The sequence below is a fragment of the Pseudonocardia sp. Ae717_Ps2 genome (assembly GCF_001932475.1).
Taxonomy (GTDB): domain Bacteria; phylum Actinomycetota; class Actinomycetes; order Mycobacteriales; family Pseudonocardiaceae; genus Pseudonocardia.
The window spans coordinates 15,784-33,183 of the sequence record NZ_MCIS01000018.1 but is presented as its reverse complement, the minus strand read 5'-3'; the positions used below and the strand labels follow the sequence as shown (position 1 = coordinate 33,183).

The 17,400-nt window shown below is 65.8% G+C and carries 16 protein-coding genes, 2 pseudogenes and 1 riboswitch; of the genes and pseudogenes, 9 read left to right on the top strand and 9 right to left on the bottom strand.

Annotated elements, in window-relative coordinates; genetic code table 11:
• Window positions 1–46: 46 nt before the first annotated feature.
• Window positions 47–1,375, bottom strand: coding sequence for a type IV secretory system conjugative DNA transfer family protein (locus Ae717Ps2_RS33595; RefSeq protein ID WP_075313181.1), 1,329 nt, complete (start codon window positions 1,373–1,375; stop codon window positions 47–49).
• Window positions 1,376–1,527: 152 nt separating this feature from the next.
• On the bottom strand, window positions 1,528–1,737 hold the full coding sequence (locus Ae717Ps2_RS33590) for a transglycosylase family protein (RefSeq protein ID WP_083702730.1): 210 nt from the start codon (window positions 1,735–1,737) through the stop codon (window positions 1,528–1,530).
• A 271-nt stretch (window positions 1,738–2,008) separates the two neighbouring features.
• Here Ae717Ps2_RS33590 and Ae717Ps2_RS33585 point away from each other — a divergent pair, with 271 nt between their 5' ends.
• The gene (locus Ae717Ps2_RS33585) at window positions 2,009–3,091 is read left to right on the top strand and encodes a glycerophosphodiester phosphodiesterase (protein ID WP_233147888.1); all 1,083 of its coding nucleotides are present in this window, start codon (window positions 2,009–2,011) and stop codon (window positions 3,089–3,091) included.
• 892 nt (window positions 3,092–3,983) lie between these two features.
• Window positions 3,984–4,319, top strand: a complete 336-nt coding sequence (locus Ae717Ps2_RS36975) for a hypothetical protein (protein ID WP_139319116.1) — start codon at window positions 3,984–3,986, stop codon at window positions 4,317–4,319.
• A 628-nt stretch (window positions 4,320–4,947) separates the two neighbouring features.
• Here Ae717Ps2_RS36975 and Ae717Ps2_RS33580 read toward each other — a convergent pair.
• Window positions 4,948–5,790, bottom strand: a complete 843-nt coding sequence (locus tag Ae717Ps2_RS33580) for an IS5 family transposase (RefSeq protein ID WP_075329730.1) — start codon at window positions 5,788–5,790, stop codon at window positions 4,948–4,950.
• A 306-nt stretch (window positions 5,791–6,096) separates the two neighbouring features.
• On the opposite strand from Ae717Ps2_RS33580, the gene Ae717Ps2_RS33575 reads away from it, so the two are divergent.
• Window positions 6,097–6,519, top strand: a complete 423-nt coding sequence (locus Ae717Ps2_RS33575; protein WP_075334862.1) for a MerR family transcriptional regulator — start codon at window positions 6,097–6,099, stop codon at window positions 6,517–6,519.
• Between the two features lie 377 nt (window positions 6,520–6,896).
• Here Ae717Ps2_RS33575 and Ae717Ps2_RS33570 read toward each other — a convergent pair whose 3' ends face one another.
• The 4 genes and pseudogenes from Ae717Ps2_RS33570 to Ae717Ps2_RS33555 all read right to left on the bottom strand — a co-directional run bounded on the left by Ae717Ps2_RS33570 (window position 6,897) and on the right by Ae717Ps2_RS33555 (window position 9,448).
• On the bottom strand, window positions 6,897–7,247 hold the full coding sequence (locus Ae717Ps2_RS33570) for a multidrug efflux SMR transporter (RefSeq protein ID WP_075313168.1): 351 nt from the start codon (window positions 7,245–7,247) through the stop codon (window positions 6,897–6,899).
• On the bottom strand, window positions 7,247–7,561 hold the full coding sequence (locus Ae717Ps2_RS33565; protein WP_075313169.1) for a multidrug efflux SMR transporter: 315 nt from the start codon (window positions 7,559–7,561) through the stop codon (window positions 7,247–7,249). Before Ae717Ps2_RS33565 ends, Ae717Ps2_RS33570 begins: the two co-directional genes overlap by 1 nt.
• A gap of 10 nt (window positions 7,562–7,571) precedes the next feature.
• Window positions 7,572–7,637: riboswitch (guanidine-III (ykkC-III) riboswitch) on the bottom strand.
• Window positions 7,638–7,720: 83 nt separating this feature from the next.
• Window positions 7,721–8,468: pseudogene (locus tag Ae717Ps2_RS33560) on the bottom strand (IS3 family transposase); the annotation flags it as partial.
• A gap of 8 nt (window positions 8,469–8,476) precedes the next feature.
• Window positions 8,477–9,448 carry an IS30 family transposase gene (locus Ae717Ps2_RS33555; protein ID WP_075313287.1) on the bottom strand — a complete coding sequence of 324 codons (972 nt, stop codon included), beginning with the start codon at window positions 9,446–9,448 and terminating at the stop codon, window positions 8,477–8,479.
• 14 nt (window positions 9,449–9,462) lie between these two features.
• Here Ae717Ps2_RS33555 and Ae717Ps2_RS33550 point away from each other — a divergent pair, with 14 nt between their 5' ends.
• The 3 genes and pseudogenes from Ae717Ps2_RS33550 (at window position 9,463) to Ae717Ps2_RS33540 (ending at window position 12,342) form a co-directional block, all read left to right on the top strand.
• Window positions 9,463–9,993 carry an SCO6880 family protein gene (locus tag Ae717Ps2_RS33550; RefSeq protein ID WP_369804895.1) on the top strand — a complete coding sequence of 177 codons (531 nt, stop codon included), beginning with the start codon at window positions 9,463–9,465 and terminating at the stop codon, window positions 9,991–9,993.
• Window positions 9,994–10,941: 948 nt separating this feature from the next.
• A pseudogene (locus tag Ae717Ps2_RS33545) lies at window positions 10,942–11,187 on the top strand (IS5/IS1182 family transposase); the annotation flags it as partial.
• A 360-nt stretch (window positions 11,188–11,547) separates the two neighbouring features.
• Complete coding sequence (locus tag Ae717Ps2_RS33540) at window positions 11,548–12,342, top strand: class I SAM-dependent methyltransferase (RefSeq protein ID WP_075334859.1); 795 nt, start codon at window positions 11,548–11,550, stop codon at window positions 12,340–12,342.
• Window positions 12,343–12,533: 191 nt separating this feature from the next.
• Here the strand turns inward: Ae717Ps2_RS33540 and Ae717Ps2_RS37840 are convergent, their stop codons facing one another.
• Window positions 12,534–13,502, bottom strand: coding sequence for a hypothetical protein (locus Ae717Ps2_RS37840; RefSeq protein ID WP_158071629.1), 969 nt, complete (start codon window positions 13,500–13,502; stop codon window positions 12,534–12,536).
• Between the two features lie 356 nt (window positions 13,503–13,858).
• Between Ae717Ps2_RS37840 and Ae717Ps2_RS33525 the strand changes: the two genes are divergently transcribed.
• The 3 genes from Ae717Ps2_RS33525 to Ae717Ps2_RS33515 all read left to right on the top strand — a co-directional run bounded on the left by Ae717Ps2_RS33525 (window position 13,859) and on the right by Ae717Ps2_RS33515 (window position 15,980).
• Window positions 13,859–14,251, top strand: a complete 393-nt coding sequence (locus tag Ae717Ps2_RS33525; RefSeq protein WP_075334857.1) for a hypothetical protein — start codon at window positions 13,859–13,861, stop codon at window positions 14,249–14,251.
• A gap of 239 nt (window positions 14,252–14,490) precedes the next feature.
• A complete protein-coding gene (locus tag Ae717Ps2_RS40770) occupies window positions 14,491–14,826 on the top strand; it encodes an IS3 family transposase (protein WP_143510927.1) in 336 nt (111 codons plus the stop codon).
• A gap of 134 nt (window positions 14,827–14,960) precedes the next feature.
• Window positions 14,961–15,980, top strand: coding sequence for a tripartite tricarboxylate transporter substrate binding protein (locus Ae717Ps2_RS33515; RefSeq protein ID WP_083702612.1), 1,020 nt, complete (start codon window positions 14,961–14,963; stop codon window positions 15,978–15,980).
• 242 nt (window positions 15,981–16,222) lie between these two features.
• Here Ae717Ps2_RS33515 and Ae717Ps2_RS33510 read toward each other — a convergent pair whose 3' ends face one another.
• Entirely contained in the window at window positions 16,223–17,194 is a 972-nt protein-coding gene (locus tag Ae717Ps2_RS33510; RefSeq protein ID WP_075313287.1) for an IS30 family transposase, read from the bottom strand.
• Window positions 17,195–17,400: the final 206 nt, after the last annotated feature.

The window sequence follows — 17,400 nt, the reverse complement described above, 5'->3', positions numbered from 1 at the left end:
CGCAACTGGCTACCATCCTTTCGATCGTAGATGTCAACTGTAAGTCCTACAATTGCTCGCAAGTGTCGGAAAACGATAATCGTCGCTCCCCGCTCGACTGTTCGCACCGCCGACGGCCGGAAAGTAGGGACGGTCTCCCTGCTGCGAGTCGCGCCTCGGTCAGACCCGAAGAGTCCGGTCGGGGACTGAACGCGGTCGCGCTCGTGGTCGCCCAGGATGGACGACAACCACTGCAGTGTCGACCCGTCCTTTGCAGTGTCGACCCGTCCTTCAAGCCGCCCCACACCGCCATGAGAGCTGAGTTGTCGAGCAACATCGTTGCTCTGTCCCGACCGAAGGTGTTGTCGAGCTGGGCCTTGGACTGAGCAGCCCAGTGGATCAGAACTCCACGACCGGCGGAGTCAGCCAGCGTCGCCGGCAGGTCGGGAACCGGGGTGGCCGAAGGCAGCTCGTCGAGCACCACGGTGGCTGGTGGGTCCAGTCGTTCGCTGGGGTAACGCAGTGCCATCGACCGAGCTGCGTCGATCCACTCCTCAGCGAGCGCCGTCAGCACCGGTGCGATCGCGCCGTCCTCGCGCTGGCCCGCGATGAGGTACAGCGTTCCCCCCAGCCCGATGAAGCGCTGAGCGTCGAACTCCTCCCCAGGCCCAGGCGAGCACAGCTCGCTGAGCGTCGAGTCCTGGAACGGCGCCAGGACTCGCCGCACGCTCATCCACACGGCGTCGGAGGTCTCCGCGACCATCGACATCTCCGCTCGGAGATTCCGCGCGCGGTCGGGGAACTCGTACTCGAGCAGCTCGATCGGCTCATCGCTGCGCGAGAGCCCCCACCCCACGACTCGTGCGATCCCGTGCCCACCCTTCGCAGCTGCCACCAGATAGGCAGCCAGCACCCCCACGGCACGCTCACGGAAGACCCTGTCGTTGCCGGCGCCCGTCCCCCCACTCGACTCGACGAACACCGCAGAGGCCTCGACCATCGTGCGCGCTCGTCGCTCTGCGACCTCGAACCGTTCGCACCCCGCCACCGGCGACCAGCGCAGCTTGGCCGGCCACTGAACCGTGCCCGTCGCGTCGAACACCAGGATCGGCCCGGGCATCTGTCGCCGCGAGCGGGCCATCGCGGTCAGCATCAGGAGGTCCGGCTTCGTCGTGCTGCACAGCAGGGCGCCGGGCGCCGCGAGACAGATCGGGGCCAAGAACCGGCGTGACTTCCCGGTCTGCGTCGGTGCGAGCGTCCCCGACGGGTTCTCGAACGGGGCGTAGAGCTGTCCAGCAGGGCCTTTCGGAAGGGGGATGCCGATGTCCTCCGCGACCGCGGACCTCCGCTCGACCGCGGTGTGGTGGGTGTCCTCGGGTCGGCCGACATCCCCCACGGAGCGGCCGACCCGAGTCCCACCACCCGATCGCCCTGCGGGGCGTCGGAGGTCCACGACGCCAGCGCGAGGACCGCGGTGACCGTCGTGGCGATCGCCACGACGGTCATGCAGGTCCTCGACGCCGTGCGCCACGTGCGGTTGGTCATGGCTCAGGCCAGTCCCAGCTTCTTGCTGCAGGCGGGCCACGCCGAGTAGCCGTCGCGGGCGGCGCGGACCTTCTCCGCCACCGCGATCTGCTCCTCGCGGCTGGCCTCGTGCGCCGACCCTGTGCCGCCGTAGGCCTCCCATGTGGCCTGGTCGAACTGCAGGCCCCCGGAGTAGCCGTTGCCGGTATTGATCGCCCAGTCCGACGTCAGCACCGTCCCCGCAGGGGGTCGGCAAAGTCAGATGATCTTGAGTAGTTCGAGTGGTCGGAGTGCGTCGCGGCCGTGATGTCGGAGTGCGGCGGGGATGTTGGCGGCTCCGGTCTGCGGGGCGTGCAGCATCTGCCACACGCCAACCGGAAGACGGTGATAGTTTTTGCCTCAAATGTCGACACACCCTGATCTCTCACCGCTAGGTGGCAGCAACGTAGAGCCCTACGCGCCTGACCGGGGGGCTTGCCGCCTCTCTCGCCGCAGCGCCCTCATCGTGCTCGGGCTCGGCGCCGCGGCCACAGGCTCGATCGGTTCAGCCACGGCGGCGTACGCCTCGCCGGACGCGCACGGCCGGGACACGACCGCGCCCATTGTGATCGGCCACCGCGGCGCACCGGGATATCGTCCTGAGCACACGCTCGCGTCATACGAGCTCGCGGCTCGGATGGGGGCAGACTTCGTCGAATGTGACGTGGTCCCGACCCGCGACGGGCACCTGGTCTGCCGGCATGAGCCCGAGATCGGCGGTACCACCGACGTCGCGAGACGACCGGAGTTCGCCAGCCGACGCACGACAAAGTCCATCGACGGGACCTCGTACACAGGTTGGTTCACCGAGGACTTCACGCTTGCTGAGCTCCGTACCCTGCGGGCGGTTGAACGCATCCCCGACATCCGTCCGCACAATGCCCTCTACAATGGTCGGTATCCGGTCCCTACCTTCGACGAGTACCTGGCTCTGCGCGCGCGGATGTCCCGAGAGCTCGGACGGGAGATCGGGATCTACCCCGAGATCAAGCACTCGACGTACTTCGCCGGCATCGGTTTGCGAGTGGAGCCAGCATTCGTAGCTGCTCTCGACCGGCACGGACTGAACCGCCGAGGCGCGCCCGTCTTTGTCCAGTCGTTCGAGGTCGGGAACCTGAAGTGGTTGCGTGAGCGACTCCAGGTCCCGCTCGTACAGCTTACCGATGCGACCGGCGGCCCGGCGGATCTGGCTGCAAGACAAGTGCCTCGGATGTGGAAAGAGCTCACCACACCGGCGGGGCTGACGGAGATCGCTCGTTACGCCGACGCGATCGGGCCATCGAAGGAACAAATCGTCCCTCTCAGCCAGGATGGAACATCAGGACCCACAACGTCCCTGGTCGGCGATGCTCACACCGCCGGCCTGCTTGTGCACCCCTACACGTTCCGTAACGAGAACGCGTTCGTACCCGCACAGCTGCGGCGTCCCGGTTCCGCCTCCGACTTCGGCGACGCATTCGCGGAATACTCGGCAATCGTCGACGCCGGCGTTGACGGAGTCTTCTCCGACAACACCGACACCGCCGTCGCTGCTCTTCGCGCCAACTGACAGCCAGCTGCCTGCCAGACCAATCTCCCCAGAGAGCGGCTTTGATGTGGCTTTGAAGCGACTGGAAGCGCCTGTGAAGCGGCCTTGATCGGGCTCTGGAGCGGTGGCCGGCCGGGTATGGGCTGTGACCTGCGGGTTGGTGGTGCTGGAGCGCTTTGGGAGGTACGGCACGAAGTCCGGTTCTGGTGAGGTGTTTTTCTGGGTTGGGTGGATTAGCGTGTTAGGTGGATGTTTCACGTTTTCACGTTTCGAGTACCGAGTGTGGTCGCATGATTGCGCCTGGTAGTGGTTCTTGACCGGTGGGGGGGGGGCGTGTTCGGATGCGCTCGTGAGTGCAAAGAGGTTTGCGTGCCGGGGTATTGGTGCGGTGTTGGTCGTGGCTGTTGCCGTGGGCTCGGCTGCGGGGGTTGCTGCGGCTGAGACTTCGTCTGTGGCTACTGCTTCGGTGGCTGGTGTCCGCTCCTTGGGGATCATTCCGGGGCAAGAGCGGGACAGAATTGAAGGGCTGACGCTGTTCCTTGAGCGTATTAGTGCAGTCCCTGACTCGGTTCTTCGTCAGGGGGATTCTGTTGCTCAGGATTGGTTGCGGTCGCACTATTCTGTTGTCGGTGGCCAATCTCGCGCTAGTGTTGTTGGTTGCGTCGGGGCTATTGGTGTTGCGGTAGGTGGTGTTCTAGTTCCTGCGGCTAAGATTCTGAAGATTAAGAAGTTGGTTGCGCAGCTGGGGGGCGTCAAGGAGGCTGTGCAGACTTTCTGGGGGGCGAGTTTCAGGTGGGAGAAGATCCAAGCTATCGGGGGCCCGGTGGCTGCCCTGGGGGCGGAGTTGCTTGGAATTACTGCGGTGCGTACGCAGTGTTTCTCTTGATCGTTGTTCGGCGCGTAGCGAACGGCGGTGGCGCTTATGTCGCGTGAGCGTTCGTCGGTATTCATCACGAGTGGTGGGATTGCGCTGATCTGCGCCCTCATCGGGGCGGCGTTTCTCTTCATGGGAGAAGATGTCTTCGTTCCTCTAGCTTTCTTCGGTCTTGGAGTGGGGGTGTGGGCGTCAGGTGGGTCGCCGGTGTTTGCCCGTACCGGGCTCTCTCGCACTGAAAGAAAGCGAGAAGCTGCGACAAGAGCGGCGAAGGCTAGAAAGATTGATCCGGCTGAGTTGCGTAAGTGGAGAGAAAGGAATCCTTCTTACGGTTTGGCGGAGGCGATCGAGAAGTACTGGGAGGAAAACCGGTGAACATGGACTGTCGGGTGAGGCGGGCTGCGGCGGGTGGTGTGTCGTCGGCGCGGCTCGTGGGCAAGTTGATCCGGACCGGAGCCCGCGCTAGCGGGTGAGGACCGGAAGCGGCGCGGCAGTTCCGGGTCCGCGCGCGACGCGTGTGGTGGGTGTCGCGCGCGGAGGTCATCGGTGGATGCCTAGGTGCTGGCGGTTGTTGCTCGTGGATCGGTCACCAACCCGGACGCCGTGTCGTCGCGGCGCAGTGAGCCTTTTTCAACCTGGCGTTTGTGCTGGTCAAGCCGTCGAGTGGGCCTCCCCGGACCGCGACCGCGCGGCGGCCTGACCTGCATCATCGGGGATCTGGCCGCTGCCGACGGGGCCCCTGCCGCCGCTTCGCGGCGGGTCCTCGGTCAGGTTGGCAAAGACTCAGTGTGTCCGCCGCTGCGGCTGTCGCCGTTCAAGATCAAGGGCCACCACACCCATGCATCATCTGATGATCTTCGGTCGGGTGTGTGTCGGGCGTGGTCGCTGGCGGTGTCCGGGTGGCGGTCCTGGCGAGTCGCTTCGCGGCCGCCTGCGGCGGAGCGAGTCGCTTCGCGGCCGCCTGCGGCGGAGCAAGTTAGAGGTCGCGCGGATTGATGGATGATCATGGGCGGCGGTGTGGTCGGCTGTCCCAGCGGTGCGTGGTCCAGGCCTGCCGGATCAGGCTACGGAGTGTGATGATGGTGTCGGCGAGGTCGAAGAACGCGTCGACGACGGTTTCGCGGCGTTCGTAGCAGCGCTGCAGCCGGTTGAAGCTGTTGTGCCAGGCGTTGGTGCGCTCGATGTGCCAGCGTTGGGTGGCCTGGATCGGTGCTTTCTCGCCCTTGCGCGCGATCTCGCTGTGCAGGCCCCGTTCGGTGAGTGTGTCGCGGGTCTTACCGGAGTCATAGCCGGCGTCGAGGTGCACGGTGATGTCGTCGGGCAGCGGGCCGAGAGCGTCGAGGTGGTCGAGAGTGGGGCCCAGTAGCGGGGAGTCGTGGCGGTGTGCCCCGGCCAGGACCCGGCCCAGTGGGATGCCATGGCCCTCGACGAGCACCGATCGCTTCATGCCCTGTTTACGCCGGTCAACCGGTGACGGTCCGGCGACCTCACCGCCGCCGGGGGCCTTGGTGATGGCGCCGTCGACGGCAACGTCGTCAAGCAACAGGCCGACGATGCGGTCGTAGGCGTCCAGGGCGATCCGGCGTAGCTGGGCGAAGACCCCGAGCCGGATCCACTCGTCACGGCGATCGCGGATGGTGGTCGCCGAGCAGGTGCTGTCGGAGACGCCCTGATACGGGCAGCCGAACCGCAGCACCTGCAGGAGCTTGTCGAACACGACCCGATCCGCGATCCGGCGGCGGTGACAGCCCCACGGATGAGTGGGATCGAACTCGACCCGGGGCGGCAGCAGCGCGGCGAACTGGTCCCACAACGGCTCGGTCAACCATGATGGCAGGGCGGGCACGCGGCCTCCAGACGATCACGAAGAGTCAACAACTTCATGATCGACAGGCCCGTGCCCGCCCCTCACCATCGACACCCGGCCGCGACCCAGCTGTGATCAATCCGCGCGACCTCTTAGGCGTTTTCCTAAGGAAAACGCCCGGCCCGGCTCGGTGTGCTCGGCTGCTGGGTGTGGTCGGTGGTGACGCCGTCGGCTCGTCGGGCCAGTGGCGCACAGCGATGGGCGCGTCGCGCGTACCCGTTGTCGGCGTCGCTGACTATCCTCGAGCGGGGATTCCCGTGCTGGGCGATGACGGAAGGTGGGGGCATGGGGGATGAGCTGATGCAGATCGGTCAGGTGTCGACGCGCATCGGCCTGTCGCTACGCACCATCCGTCACTGGGACGAAGTGGGACTGGTGACTCCCTCGGCACGGTCGGCGGGAGGCTTCCGGCTCTACACCGAGGCCGATGTCGACCGGCTGGCGTTCATCAAGCGGCTCAAGCCACTTGACTTCAGCCTCGACCAGGTCAAGGAACTGCTGGCGACGGTCGACGAGCGCGGGCAACGCGATGAGCTCGGGTCGGAGCGCCTCGAGGATCTGCTCGGTTGCCTGGCAATGTTCCGGGCAGCCACGGACAGTCGGCTCGACGCCCTGCGCCTCCAGGTCGACAGCCTCGAGTCATTGTCGCGTGATCTGAAGAACCTCGACGCCTCCACCCGGTCGAGTAGCACCTCGCACGCCCCTTGACCTGTGCGGACGTACCGGTCATAGCGACGTCTCGGGGGCTGACGCAGAGCGAGATCGCCGCCGAAGGCCGAGGCTGGCGTTCGCATATGCTGTCGTCCTCTGGATCCCTACGGAGTTTCACCACGTGATCGCGACCGACCTCACACCGCCAGTCGGCAGACTACCCGCCCTGCTTTCGGGCGGATCTGAGCTTGAGCTTTAAGCTCTGAGGTCGTCGGCGTGCTGTCGCTGTGACCCCGGGTGATCATTGGTGCAGCCCTTGGTTGATCATGCTTCTGTCGAAGGAAGAAGATCAACACAAGGGCTGCGGTGGGTAGTGTGCACGCTCAAGCTCAGGTGGCGGCGTTCGGGGAACTGGCCCGGTTCCGTCACGAGTTCTACACGTCGTTGACCTCGCGATCTGATGTGCCGGATCCCTTGGTGAATTTGAGTCCCACGATGCATCCGATCAGGATGGTGAGCACAGCGGCTTTGGCGGGTGTGAACTGCTCGTCGCCCGTTAGCATGGCGTACGCTACGGTCAGTACCGCGCCGATCCCGATCCACACCGAGTAGGCGACGCTGACCGGGATGCTACGCATCGCGAGCGCGAGGCCGACCATGCTCAATCCCAGGAACACGAGGAACACGACGGTGGGGATGGGCCTGCTCAGTCCGGCGGACATGCCGAGCGCTGTCGCCCACACGGCCTCGAACACCGCACTGACGATGAGGATCAGCCAACTCATCAGGAAACCACCTTGAGCGCCGCCACGCTGCCGACCAGACCGGCGAGCAGGATGATCTTCAGCGGGGTCGCCTTCTCCTTGCCGCTGCTGATCGCCCACCCGGCGGTCAGCACAGCGCCGACACCGACCCAGACAGCGTAGGAGGTGCCGGTGGGCAGGCTCTGCATCGCGATTGCGAGCCCGGCCATGCTGAAGACGAGAGCGACCGTGAACACGATCGTCGGTCCGCGGCGTTTGAAGCCGTCGGAGGCGGCCAGCGCTGTCGCCCATACTGCCTCCAGGACACCGGAGGCGATCAGGATGCTCCATGCCACGATAAACTCCAGAGGCCAGTCTTGTCGCTGCGCGGGTACTGGCCGACCTCGTCCGCAAGGCCACTGAGGCCCTCGGTACGCAAACCTACCAAGGAACTCCGGATCCATGGCAGGCGGCGGCGAGCTATGAACCGTCCTGGGTCTGCGAGAGGCTGAGGTTCAGGCCACCGCACCCTGTTGGGCGATGGATGTAGCGTACACCATTTCTCGTTCGATCGGCGACATATAGTCAATGGAGGAGTGGAGCCTCACACTGTTGTACCAGTGAACCCACTCCGCGGTCTCTCGCTCCACTTCGCGAAGACCGATCCAGTTCCGAGAATGAGCATGCGGAACGATGAGCTCTGACTTGTACAGGCCGATCGTGGACTCCATCAGCGCGTTGTCCAGCGCGTCACCGACGGTGCCGATCGAGCCGGCGATACCAGCCTCGGCGAGTTGCTCGGTGAACGCCAGAGACGTATATTGGGACCCGGCATCCGAATGATGAATAAGACCCTCGGAGGTGAACTCGCTGATCGCCCGTTGGCGAGTGGACAACGCCTGCGCCAAGGCCCCGGAGACGAGATCGGTGGTCTTGCTCATCGACGCCTTCCATCCGAGGATTCTGCGGGAGTGGACGTCGGTCACGAACGACACGTAGCAGAACCCGGAGGCGGTCCACACATACGTGAAATCCGCGACCCACAGCGCATCCGGTCGAGTCGGCGCCGCCCACGCCCGCTTGACCAGGTCAGGATGGCGGGCTGCGCGCTGATCACGGGTCGTCGTGGCCGTGTGGTGGACCCCGCGGCGCACGCCCTGGATCCCGGCGACACGCATCAATCACCCCCATCTGGTCCCGCCCGACCCGGAGCCCTTCCCGCCGCGCCGCACGCCACATCTTCCGCACCCCGTACACACACCTGGGCGAATTCAGGCGGTTGAAGCATCTAGCTCAACGAGTTCGGCGAATATCTCGGAGGGCTTCTTCCAGTTGTGGATTTTACGGGGTCGGTCGTTGATGTCGCAAGCCACCATCGCCAGGTATTTCGGGTCCGAGGTGATGTCCGTGCCTTTCGGGAAGTACTCGCGGACGATGCGGTTGAGGTTCTCGTTGCTGCCGCGTTCCCACGGCGAGTGTGGGTGGGCGAGGTACACCGGCATCGAGCCCTTGGTGACGGTGGCGTGGCCGGCCATCTCGGCACCGCAGTCCCAGGTCAGTGAGGCCCGCATGTGCGCGGGCAGACCGCTGGTGGCGGCGATGACCCCACGGCCGACGGTGAGCGCGTCGCGGCCGGTCAGGGGCACGAGGACCAGGAACCGGGAGGTGCGCTCGACCAGCGTGGCGACGGCGGTCTTGCCGTTCTTGCCGATGACCAGGTCACCCTCCCAGTGGCCGGGCACGGCGCGCCCCTGGGCGTCGGCGGGGCGGGCGTCGATGTAGGTCGGGTCCTTGATCCGCGGGGCCGGTGGGGGCTTGGCGCCGCCTCGTCGGGCGGTGCGCCCGGACCGTAGCGCGAGCAGCTCGCGGGCCAGCGTGGACACCGGGGTGGCATAGATCCACTGGTAGATCGCCTCGTGAGACACCCGACAAGCCTCGTCATCGGGGTGCTCGGTCGGCAACCGGCCCGCGATCGAGGCCGGTGACCAGCCACCACGCAACAGAGCATGCACGATCCCGCGCAACCGCGGGTGACGGTCCACCGCGAACTGCTTCGGCCGCTCCCGCGCCGCCAGGGCCCGTTCCTGCGCTGCCGCGGCCCGGTACTCGTAGCGTCCGCCGTGACGACGGACCTCACGAGAGATCACCGACCGATCACGACCCACCACCGAGGCGATCTGCTTGTAGGACAAGCCCTCCGCGAGACCCCTCGAGATCTCCTCCCGATCCGACAACATCAACATCTCACGCACGGAACATCCTGTCCCGCCGAACAACCAAGATCAAGTGCTACGACCGGCTGAACTCGCCCATCGGTGCCCTCGTGATCGGCGCCGTGGTCATCAAGATCGGTGGTAGCTCACTTTCGGATGTGGTTATGCGACGTCTGCGTTTCACCCGTAGCAAGGCGGCCGGCTGGACCGACCGCACCGGCGGGATGGTCACCGACCACCTGCGCCGCCACGACCTTCCCGGCCCGATGGGGCCGATCGTGCCGTTGTCCACCGATGACGGTCGCGGCGGCAAGCAGGGCCTGCTGTGGGACCGCCGCACCGGATGGCTGACCGCGGTGTTGCGGGTCTCCCCGGTCGGGCTGGACCTGGCTGATCCGGGCCAGGCCGACGCCTGGGTCGCGAACTGGGGCGCGTTCCTGGCTGACCTGGGATACCAGCCGATGATCCGCCACGTCGCGGTCACCGTCGACACATCCCCGACCGGGGGTGGGCTCATACCCCACCGCAACCCCACCCATCAGAAATCCCCACAGACCGAATTTCGCCCACGGTAACCGGACACGGCACAACACCGCCGGGACCCGGCCCCGACCATCCGCACCCCGGGCCACATCCCGGGCCGGTCCCAAGCCGGTCCCGTTGCTGGCAGGGCCCCGGCAAAGTCGCGATCGGCAGCAGCGGACGGCGCAGACTGACCGCCGCGCCACACCTACCTGGGGCCAGCTATATCACCACTCTGCGCCGACGCGCCCCGGCTCACTACAAGATCATCTAGCGACTGTGTCGGGGCCCTGCGTTTCCTTCGCCCGGTGCGGGTCAGGACCGCCGGTCTCGGCCGGCCCCCGCGGCGGGCGCCGGCAGCGCCCTCGGCCCTCCAGCACGTGTCGTGCGACCCCGCGCCGTCCAGGCGGCAGCGATGCTGCCCGCCCCGGCCGCGGTAGGTAGAGAAGTGGGTATAGAAAAGGAGCTGGTCCCGGCACCTGCAGAGCGATCATGAAGGGGGCTGCAGGTGCCGGGACCGCCATCACCACGGGGAAGGAAGCCCCGTGGGAGATCCAGGCGCGGCGGAGCCCGCCGCGCCGACCAGCCCTGGACCCAGGCTGTGAGGTCCATAAGGCCTGTGAGTGGGGTCAGTCGTTCCAGACCGGGGGGCAGCTGATCCCCGCGTAAGAGCTCGGCTGCCCGGGGAGCTTGGACTCCTTGGTGTGGTTGACACACCAGTCCTTGACCCAGTTCCAGTCCTTGTTGACCCGCCAGGGCTCATCAGCCATGTCATCGCCGGACATGCCCTGACCACCGGCCGCGCTCCAGCCCCGGTTGTCCACCGGCGCCGTCGGCGCCACTCCCTGACCGGGAGCCTGACCGGTGGGGTCAGCAGCCAGCGCTGTCCCGGCGAGACCGAGCATCGGCGCCGCAGCCAGCGCGGCCACCGCGAGACCACCACCGAAACGACGAGAGACCGTCATCACACACACCATCCTTCCTCGAACACCGCGCAACCAGGCCTGCACAGCGAGATCGCGCGCAAGGGCGAGAAAGCACCGATCCAGGCCACCCAACGCTGGCACATCGAGCGCACCAACGCCTGGCACAACAGCTTCAACCGGCTGCAGCGCTGCTACGAGCGCCGCGAAACCGTCGTCGACGCGTTCTTCGACCTCGCCGACACCATCATCACACTCCGTAGCCTGATCCGGCAGGCCTGGACCACGCACCGCTGGGACAGCCGACCACACCGCCGCCCATGATCATCCATCAATCCGCGCGACCTCTAAATCACGATCACTCTAACGTGGCCATACTTGGAGGTCGGGCCGCCCACTCAGCGACACGCTCCACCGACCGACACCACAGCCCGTCCCCCGACCACTCGCTGCTTGATCTCCTCCCGGGATCTGCTTCGGCGCGACCAGCCCCCTTCCAGACTCACAAGGAAACGGCCTCACACCGTGGACGCTCCTGTTGACCCGTCCCCCAGGAAGTGGTAATCAGCTCATCACGGGACGCCCGGTGGGCACTCGATGGTGGCGCTCGGTGGGCGCGCAGGCCTGCTGAACTCCCCCGGGCGTGTCTCCTGACGGGTTGTTCATCTCCTTCAAGGGGCGTCGATGTCGCCGCACAGCCAGTACGACTCCATCGGAGCCGCCTACGACGCGGTGAAAGAACTCCCCGCCGCCCGCTACGGGGAAATACCCGCTGTCCGGGCGCTCCTCGGAGACCTCACCGGGCAGAAAGTCCTGGACCTCGGCTGCGGAACCGGCCATTACGCACGCCTATGCCGCGACCACGGAGCCCGACACGTCGACGGTGTCGACAACTCCACCACGATGATCACCGAGGCCCGACGCCGGGAACAGCCCTCGGGGCCCTCGGGGTCCTCCCAGGCCTCTCCCGCACCGATCACCTACCACGTCCACGACGCCGCCGAACTCCCCCACCTCGGCACCTACGACGTGGTCCTGGCCGTCTACCTGTTCAACTACGCCCCCGACCGGGCGACGCTGGAGGCCATGCTCACCTCCATCCGAGCGAACTGCCGGCCCGGCACCCGCCTCGTCGCGCTACTCACCGACCCCAGCTCCCCACTGTCACGACCAGGCCTACGCCACTACGGCATCGAATTCGACATCACATCCGATGCCGAATCCGATGCCGGACAGGACTCGACCGGCACCACAGAAATTGTCTTCACAGCGCACTGCGACCCCCCGGTGTCGTTCCGGCTCCACGCACCGCACCCACACCTCATCGACGAATGCCTCCGCACCGCAGGGTTCAGCGAGATCGGATGGGGCCGATGCCCGGTCTCCCCGCAAGGACGGGAACTGTTCGGCGACGCCTACTGGGCCGAGTACCAGCACTCACCACCCTGGATCACCGTCACCGCGATCGCCGGCGTCTGACCAGCCACCATCGACGCACCGGCCGGCGAGGACAGCGACACCCTCACCCAACCCCAACGCCTCGATCAGCAACGACGCATCAGCCCCGTCCACCGCCCGCGCCAGCACGACCCGCGCCGCCGCGGCAGCGACCTGCGGGTCATGACCGGGCTCGGTGCGATACCCCAACGGCACCATCCGCTCGGCCATACTCACCGCCCACCACCCCGAACTCCACCAGCAGCACCAGACACGGTCCCAGACGCGGTCCCAGACGCGGTCCGGGCGGTGGCGCCACCGCGGGTGACCACATGCCGGATCCGCAGCCCCACCAGCAACTTCGGATTCCACGCCCCCCGCACCAACAACTGATGCTGCGACAACCACGCCACCGCCACCGGGAGCCGACCCTTCAGCCGCTCCCGATCCACCTTCTCCAACCCGTTCGGGCCCGCTTTCCCCTTCTCCAGCAACGCCCCCACCACCGGGCCCAACGCCCGCCGCACCTCCAACGACGGTGCTCGCCGCGCCATCACCGCCCCGATCCGCTGCTGCAACACCGCCTTATCCAGCGGATGCACCATCGTCAACGGTGTCACCTTCACCGGCCCCGACGACCCCACCAGCAGCCAGCCGCCCTTCACCGCCTTCGACGCATTCGGATCCGGCTTGGGCTTCGGAGGGGGCGGCGGCTGACGCTTCCGCTTCGGTGTCGGGCGCCCCTTCGGCGGGACCTCCCCCACCAACTCACCCACCGCCTCGACCCCGAGCACACACACCGGGCCCGGGAACTCCTGCTGCGCCACCCCCTGCAGATACCCATCCCAGGACCGGCACTTCGTGAACGACGACAACTCCAGCCCCGCCGCCGCAGCGACCTGCGGCACCATCGACACCTCCGGCACCCGATGACACTGCCGCACCCGCAACGACAACCGCGCCACCCCACCAGGCACCATCGCCATCACCACAGCACCCACAGCACCCACAGCCAACTCATGATCAGCACCAGCCACGGTCGCGGTCTTCCGCCCATCGACCAGACGCGTCATCGCCCCCCGACCGAAGATCAACACCGGCGCCGAGTCATCGCCGGTCGCGCCGACAACACCAGAGTCAGCGGCAGAGTCAGCGCTCATCAGGAATACCCCCCAGCCCGTCATCTCACCCGTGAACGACACCGATAATCGCATCCTGACGCTGCCAATACCCACACCAGAACACGGGATCCTCACCGACCCCGCCCCGGTCACAGCCGCGCCCGTGAGCTCTCGTCGTGATCGCAGCCCGCCCCCGGGCGGGCGAGGAACCGGAAGCGGCTCCCGCGGCTCCCGCGTCCACGACAAGAAGCGAGCACCCCGTGGACGCTTCAACGAGAACCGAGCACGACCCCATCACCACCCGACCAGGTGACTGCTTTCACGACACACGACCACCTTCCGGTCACGCACAGTCCGTGATCTACTTCCATTCCGTGACGATCACACTCCCTGAACACGACCAGAGCTCCCCCCGACGCCCCCTGGTTCGACGCATCGTGACCGGGCTGACCACCGCCGGCGCGCTGGCCGCAGCACTGCTCCTCACCCCCGTCGCACCCGCTGCCCACGCCGACACCCCACCGCCAGGACAGCCCTACGGCAACAGCGGATCCAGCCAGTCCACCGTGCGCCCCGGCGGGAACCCCGAATGCCGCCAAGGCGACCCGCTGTGGTGCGAGATCGACGGCGGCTTCATCACCATCCGCTTCTACGAACCCGGCACCTACGAGTTCGAGTTCACCATGAGCGACGCCGACGGCCGCGGCACCTACACCACCCGCCACACCGTCAGCAACAACGGCCACAGCGGCCCCGTCACCATCCAGGTCGTCAGCCCCTACTTCCGCGAAATGGGCTTCAAGATCGACAAATTCAGCTACCGCTGGTGACTGCCCTCCCACGACGGCAGCTCGACCTGACCTGAGCTTGATCTTTAACCTGTGCACTGATCCTTTTCCAACCTGACGTTGGCCCTGGTCGGAAGCTTGAGACGCGACGTCGGAGGCTGGCGGAGTCACCGGCGTGACCTGCATCGACAGGGAACGGGCGGGCCATCGGGCGGCCTTGGAGGACGTCCGCCCACCCCGTCCCAGCCAGGTTGAAAAAGGCTCACTGAGGCTTTTCCAACCTGGCCGCGGAGCGTCTGCAGAGCAGCACCGAAGCCGCTCCGGCAGCACGACGGATAACCGCTGATGCAGGTCAGCCCTCTACCGGCCGTCCCGGTGCGACGGCCCCGGAACGGCCTGACCTGGTCAAACGGCAGGTTGGAAAAGCCTCGCTCAAGATCGAGCTGCTCTACTGGCCCGGCACCACGTTCGCGACCCGCCGCGCCGCCGAGCACGCCTTGATCCGCTACCTCGACGGCTGGTACAACCTGCGCCGGATCCAGGCCCGCCTCGGAGGGCTCTCACCCGGCGAGTACGAAGACAACTATCGGCGCGCCCAGCGCGACGCCGACAGATAACCCGCACTCCGGCGAACCGGGGGAAGCTCAGCTTCACTCGGGCGACCTGCGGAAGTTCCGCCAGCCTTCGTGTTCCGACCACGCGGGAGCTACTTCGGCGAGGACTTTCCCAACACGCACTAAAGGATATATGAATGTCAAACGTTTCCTTCTCGAAGGGCAAATTGACCCGTCGGCAGCTGGGGGCGTATTTTGGTGCAGGGGCCATGGCGCTCAGCGCGGGCGCACTCCACGAAAAGCAGCCGTTGATGGAATTCATGGACGGGCATGTACGGGGCCTGCGATTGATTGTCCCAAACTCACCGGGCAGTGGATACCATATCAATGCCCAGGCCATGGCCGAAGCGCTCGAGAATGCCGATCTGGCTCACGATGTTGAAATTTTCAATGTTATCGGCTCCAGCGGCGTCGAAGGCCTCTATCGCCTCCTCGGTGATACCGGTAATTCTCGACTGCTGATGTCCATGGGGCTAGGCCTCATAGGAGGAGTGATTGCGAATAACGCTGACTCGTCACTGAGTGAGGCCGCTCCTATTGCTCGCCTCACGACAGAGCCTGAGTTGATCCTGGTGTCCGCCAATTCTCCGTACTACAACTTCAGCGATCTATTAAAAGATTGGAAGGACAATCCTTCTGCTGTTGCAGTGGGGGGCGGCTCCTCTCCGGGGGGGCCTGATCACCTGACGCCGATGCTGACCGCTGAATACATCAACCTGAAGCCAAAGCTAGTTCGCTACGTCGCCCACGACGGTAGAGGGCCCCTCCTGAGCGCGCTCCTCGATGGCAAGGTCTCGTTCGCGGCCGCAGGAGCTGGCGAGTTCGCCTACCAGCTCCGCACGGGGGAGCTCCGGGCCCTGGCGGTCATGGCCGACAGCCGCGTGAAGGGATTGGATGTACCCACTGGGCGAGAGTTCGGAGTTAATGTTGAAGTATTAAATTGGCGTGGCGTACTCGGATCTCCTGGCGTAAGCCTGACAGAGCGATCTGGGCTGGAGCAACTCATATGGCGACTTGCAACCTCTGCTGAATGGAAGACTTATCTCGCCAGTAACAATTGGCAAGATGGGTACCTGTCTCCCTCCCAGTTCCACTCATTTTTGAATGTCGAGCGCTTGCGTGTTCGTCAAGTACTCGGCGAGATTGGAATATTATAACTATAAATTTTACAAACAAGGATGGAGTCTTTTCCGTCGTGTTTGTGCTGCATCTCGTGACGGCGAGTTGCACAACGACCCGAACACCTGCTGCGTGAGCTTCATCGACAGATTCACGGATCTCCGACAGCGAGAACTGCGGCTCGTACACAGCCTTTTCCATCGTGAGTTCGCTGGTCAGCGAACTCACGATGGAAAAGGCTCAGCGTGGACCACAGGTTCTCGGCGAGGGGTCGGCGAATTCAGGCGGTTGAAGCATCTAGCTCAACGAGTTCGGCGAATATCTCGGAGGGCTTCTTCCAGTTGTGGATTTTACGGGGTCGGTCGTTGATGTCGCAAGCCACCATCGCCAGGTATTTCGGGTCCGAGGTGATGTCCGTGCCTTTCGGGAAGTACTCGCGGACGATGCGGTTGAGGTTCTCGTTGCTGCCGCGTTCCCACGGCGAGTGTGGGTGGGCGAGGTACACCGGCATCGAGCCCTTGGTGACGGTGGCGTGGCCGGCCATCTCGGCACCGCAGTCCCAGGTCAGTGAGGCCCGCATGTGCGCGGGCAGACCGCTGGTGGCGGCGATGACCCCACGGCCGACGGTGAGCGCGTCGCGGCCGGTCAGGGGCACGAGGACCAGGAACCGGGAGGTGCGCTCGACCAGCGTGGCGACGGCGGTCTTGCCGTTCTTGCCGATGACCAGGTCACCCTCCCAGTGGCCGGGCACGGCGCGCCCCTGGGCGTCGGCGGGGCGGGCGTCGATGTAGGTCGGGTCCTTGATCCGCGGGGCCGGTGGGGGCTTGGCGCCGCCTCGTCGGGCGGTGCGCCCGGACCGTAGCGCGAGCAGCTCGCGGGCCAGCGTGGACACCGGGGTGGCATAGATCCACTGGTAGATCGCCTCGTGAGACACCCGACAAGCCTCGTCATCGGGGTGCTCGGTCGGCAACCGGCCCGCGATCGAGGCCGGTGACCAGCCACCACGCAACAGAGCATGCACGATCCCGCGCAACCGCGGGTGACGGTCCACCGCGAACTGCTTCGGCCGCTCCCGCGCCGCCAGGGCCCGTTCCTGCGCTGCCGCGGCCCGGTACTCGTAGCGTCCGCCGTGACGACGGACCTCACGAGAGATCACCGACCGATCACGACCCACCACCGAGGCGATCTGCTTGTAGGACAAGCCCTCCGCGAGACCCCTCGAGATCTCCTCCCGATCCGACAACATCAACATCTCACGCACGGAACATCCTGTCCCGCCGAACAACCAAGATCAAGTGCTACGACCGGCTGAACTCACCGAACGCTACGGATGGGACGTCACCTATACTCTACTTGTAGTCGCCGCAGTAATCACCGCGGCCCTATTCCTTCTAGCAGACAGGACCGAGAACGCGCAATCCGACTGACCGCACCGTCGCACCGAGCCCAGGACACCGA

What these genes read in the sequence shown, in the direction of transcription:
- Ae717Ps2_RS33575 (WP_075334862.1), top strand. Translation starts at nt 6,097, where the DNA reads ATGGGGGATGAGCTGATGCAGATCGGTCAGGTGTCGACGCGCATCGGC.
- Ae717Ps2_RS33570 (WP_075313168.1), bottom strand. Translation starts at nt 7,247, where the DNA reads ATGAGTTGGCTGATCCTCATCGTCAGTGCGGTGTTCGAGGCCGTGTGG.
- Ae717Ps2_RS33555 (WP_075313287.1), bottom strand. Translation starts at nt 9,448, where the DNA reads ATGTTGATGTTGTCGGATCGGGAGGAGATCTCGAGGGGTCTCGCGGAG.
- Ae717Ps2_RS33540 (WP_075334859.1), top strand. Translation starts at nt 11,548, where the DNA reads ATGTCGCCGCACAGCCAGTACGACTCCATCGGAGCCGCCTACGACGCG.
- Ae717Ps2_RS33515 (WP_083702612.1), top strand. Translation starts at nt 14,961, where the DNA reads ATGTCAAACGTTTCCTTCTCGAAGGGCAAATTGACCCGTCGGCAGCTG.
- Ae717Ps2_RS33510 (WP_075313287.1), bottom strand. Translation starts at nt 17,194, where the DNA reads ATGTTGATGTTGTCGGATCGGGAGGAGATCTCGAGGGGTCTCGCGGAG.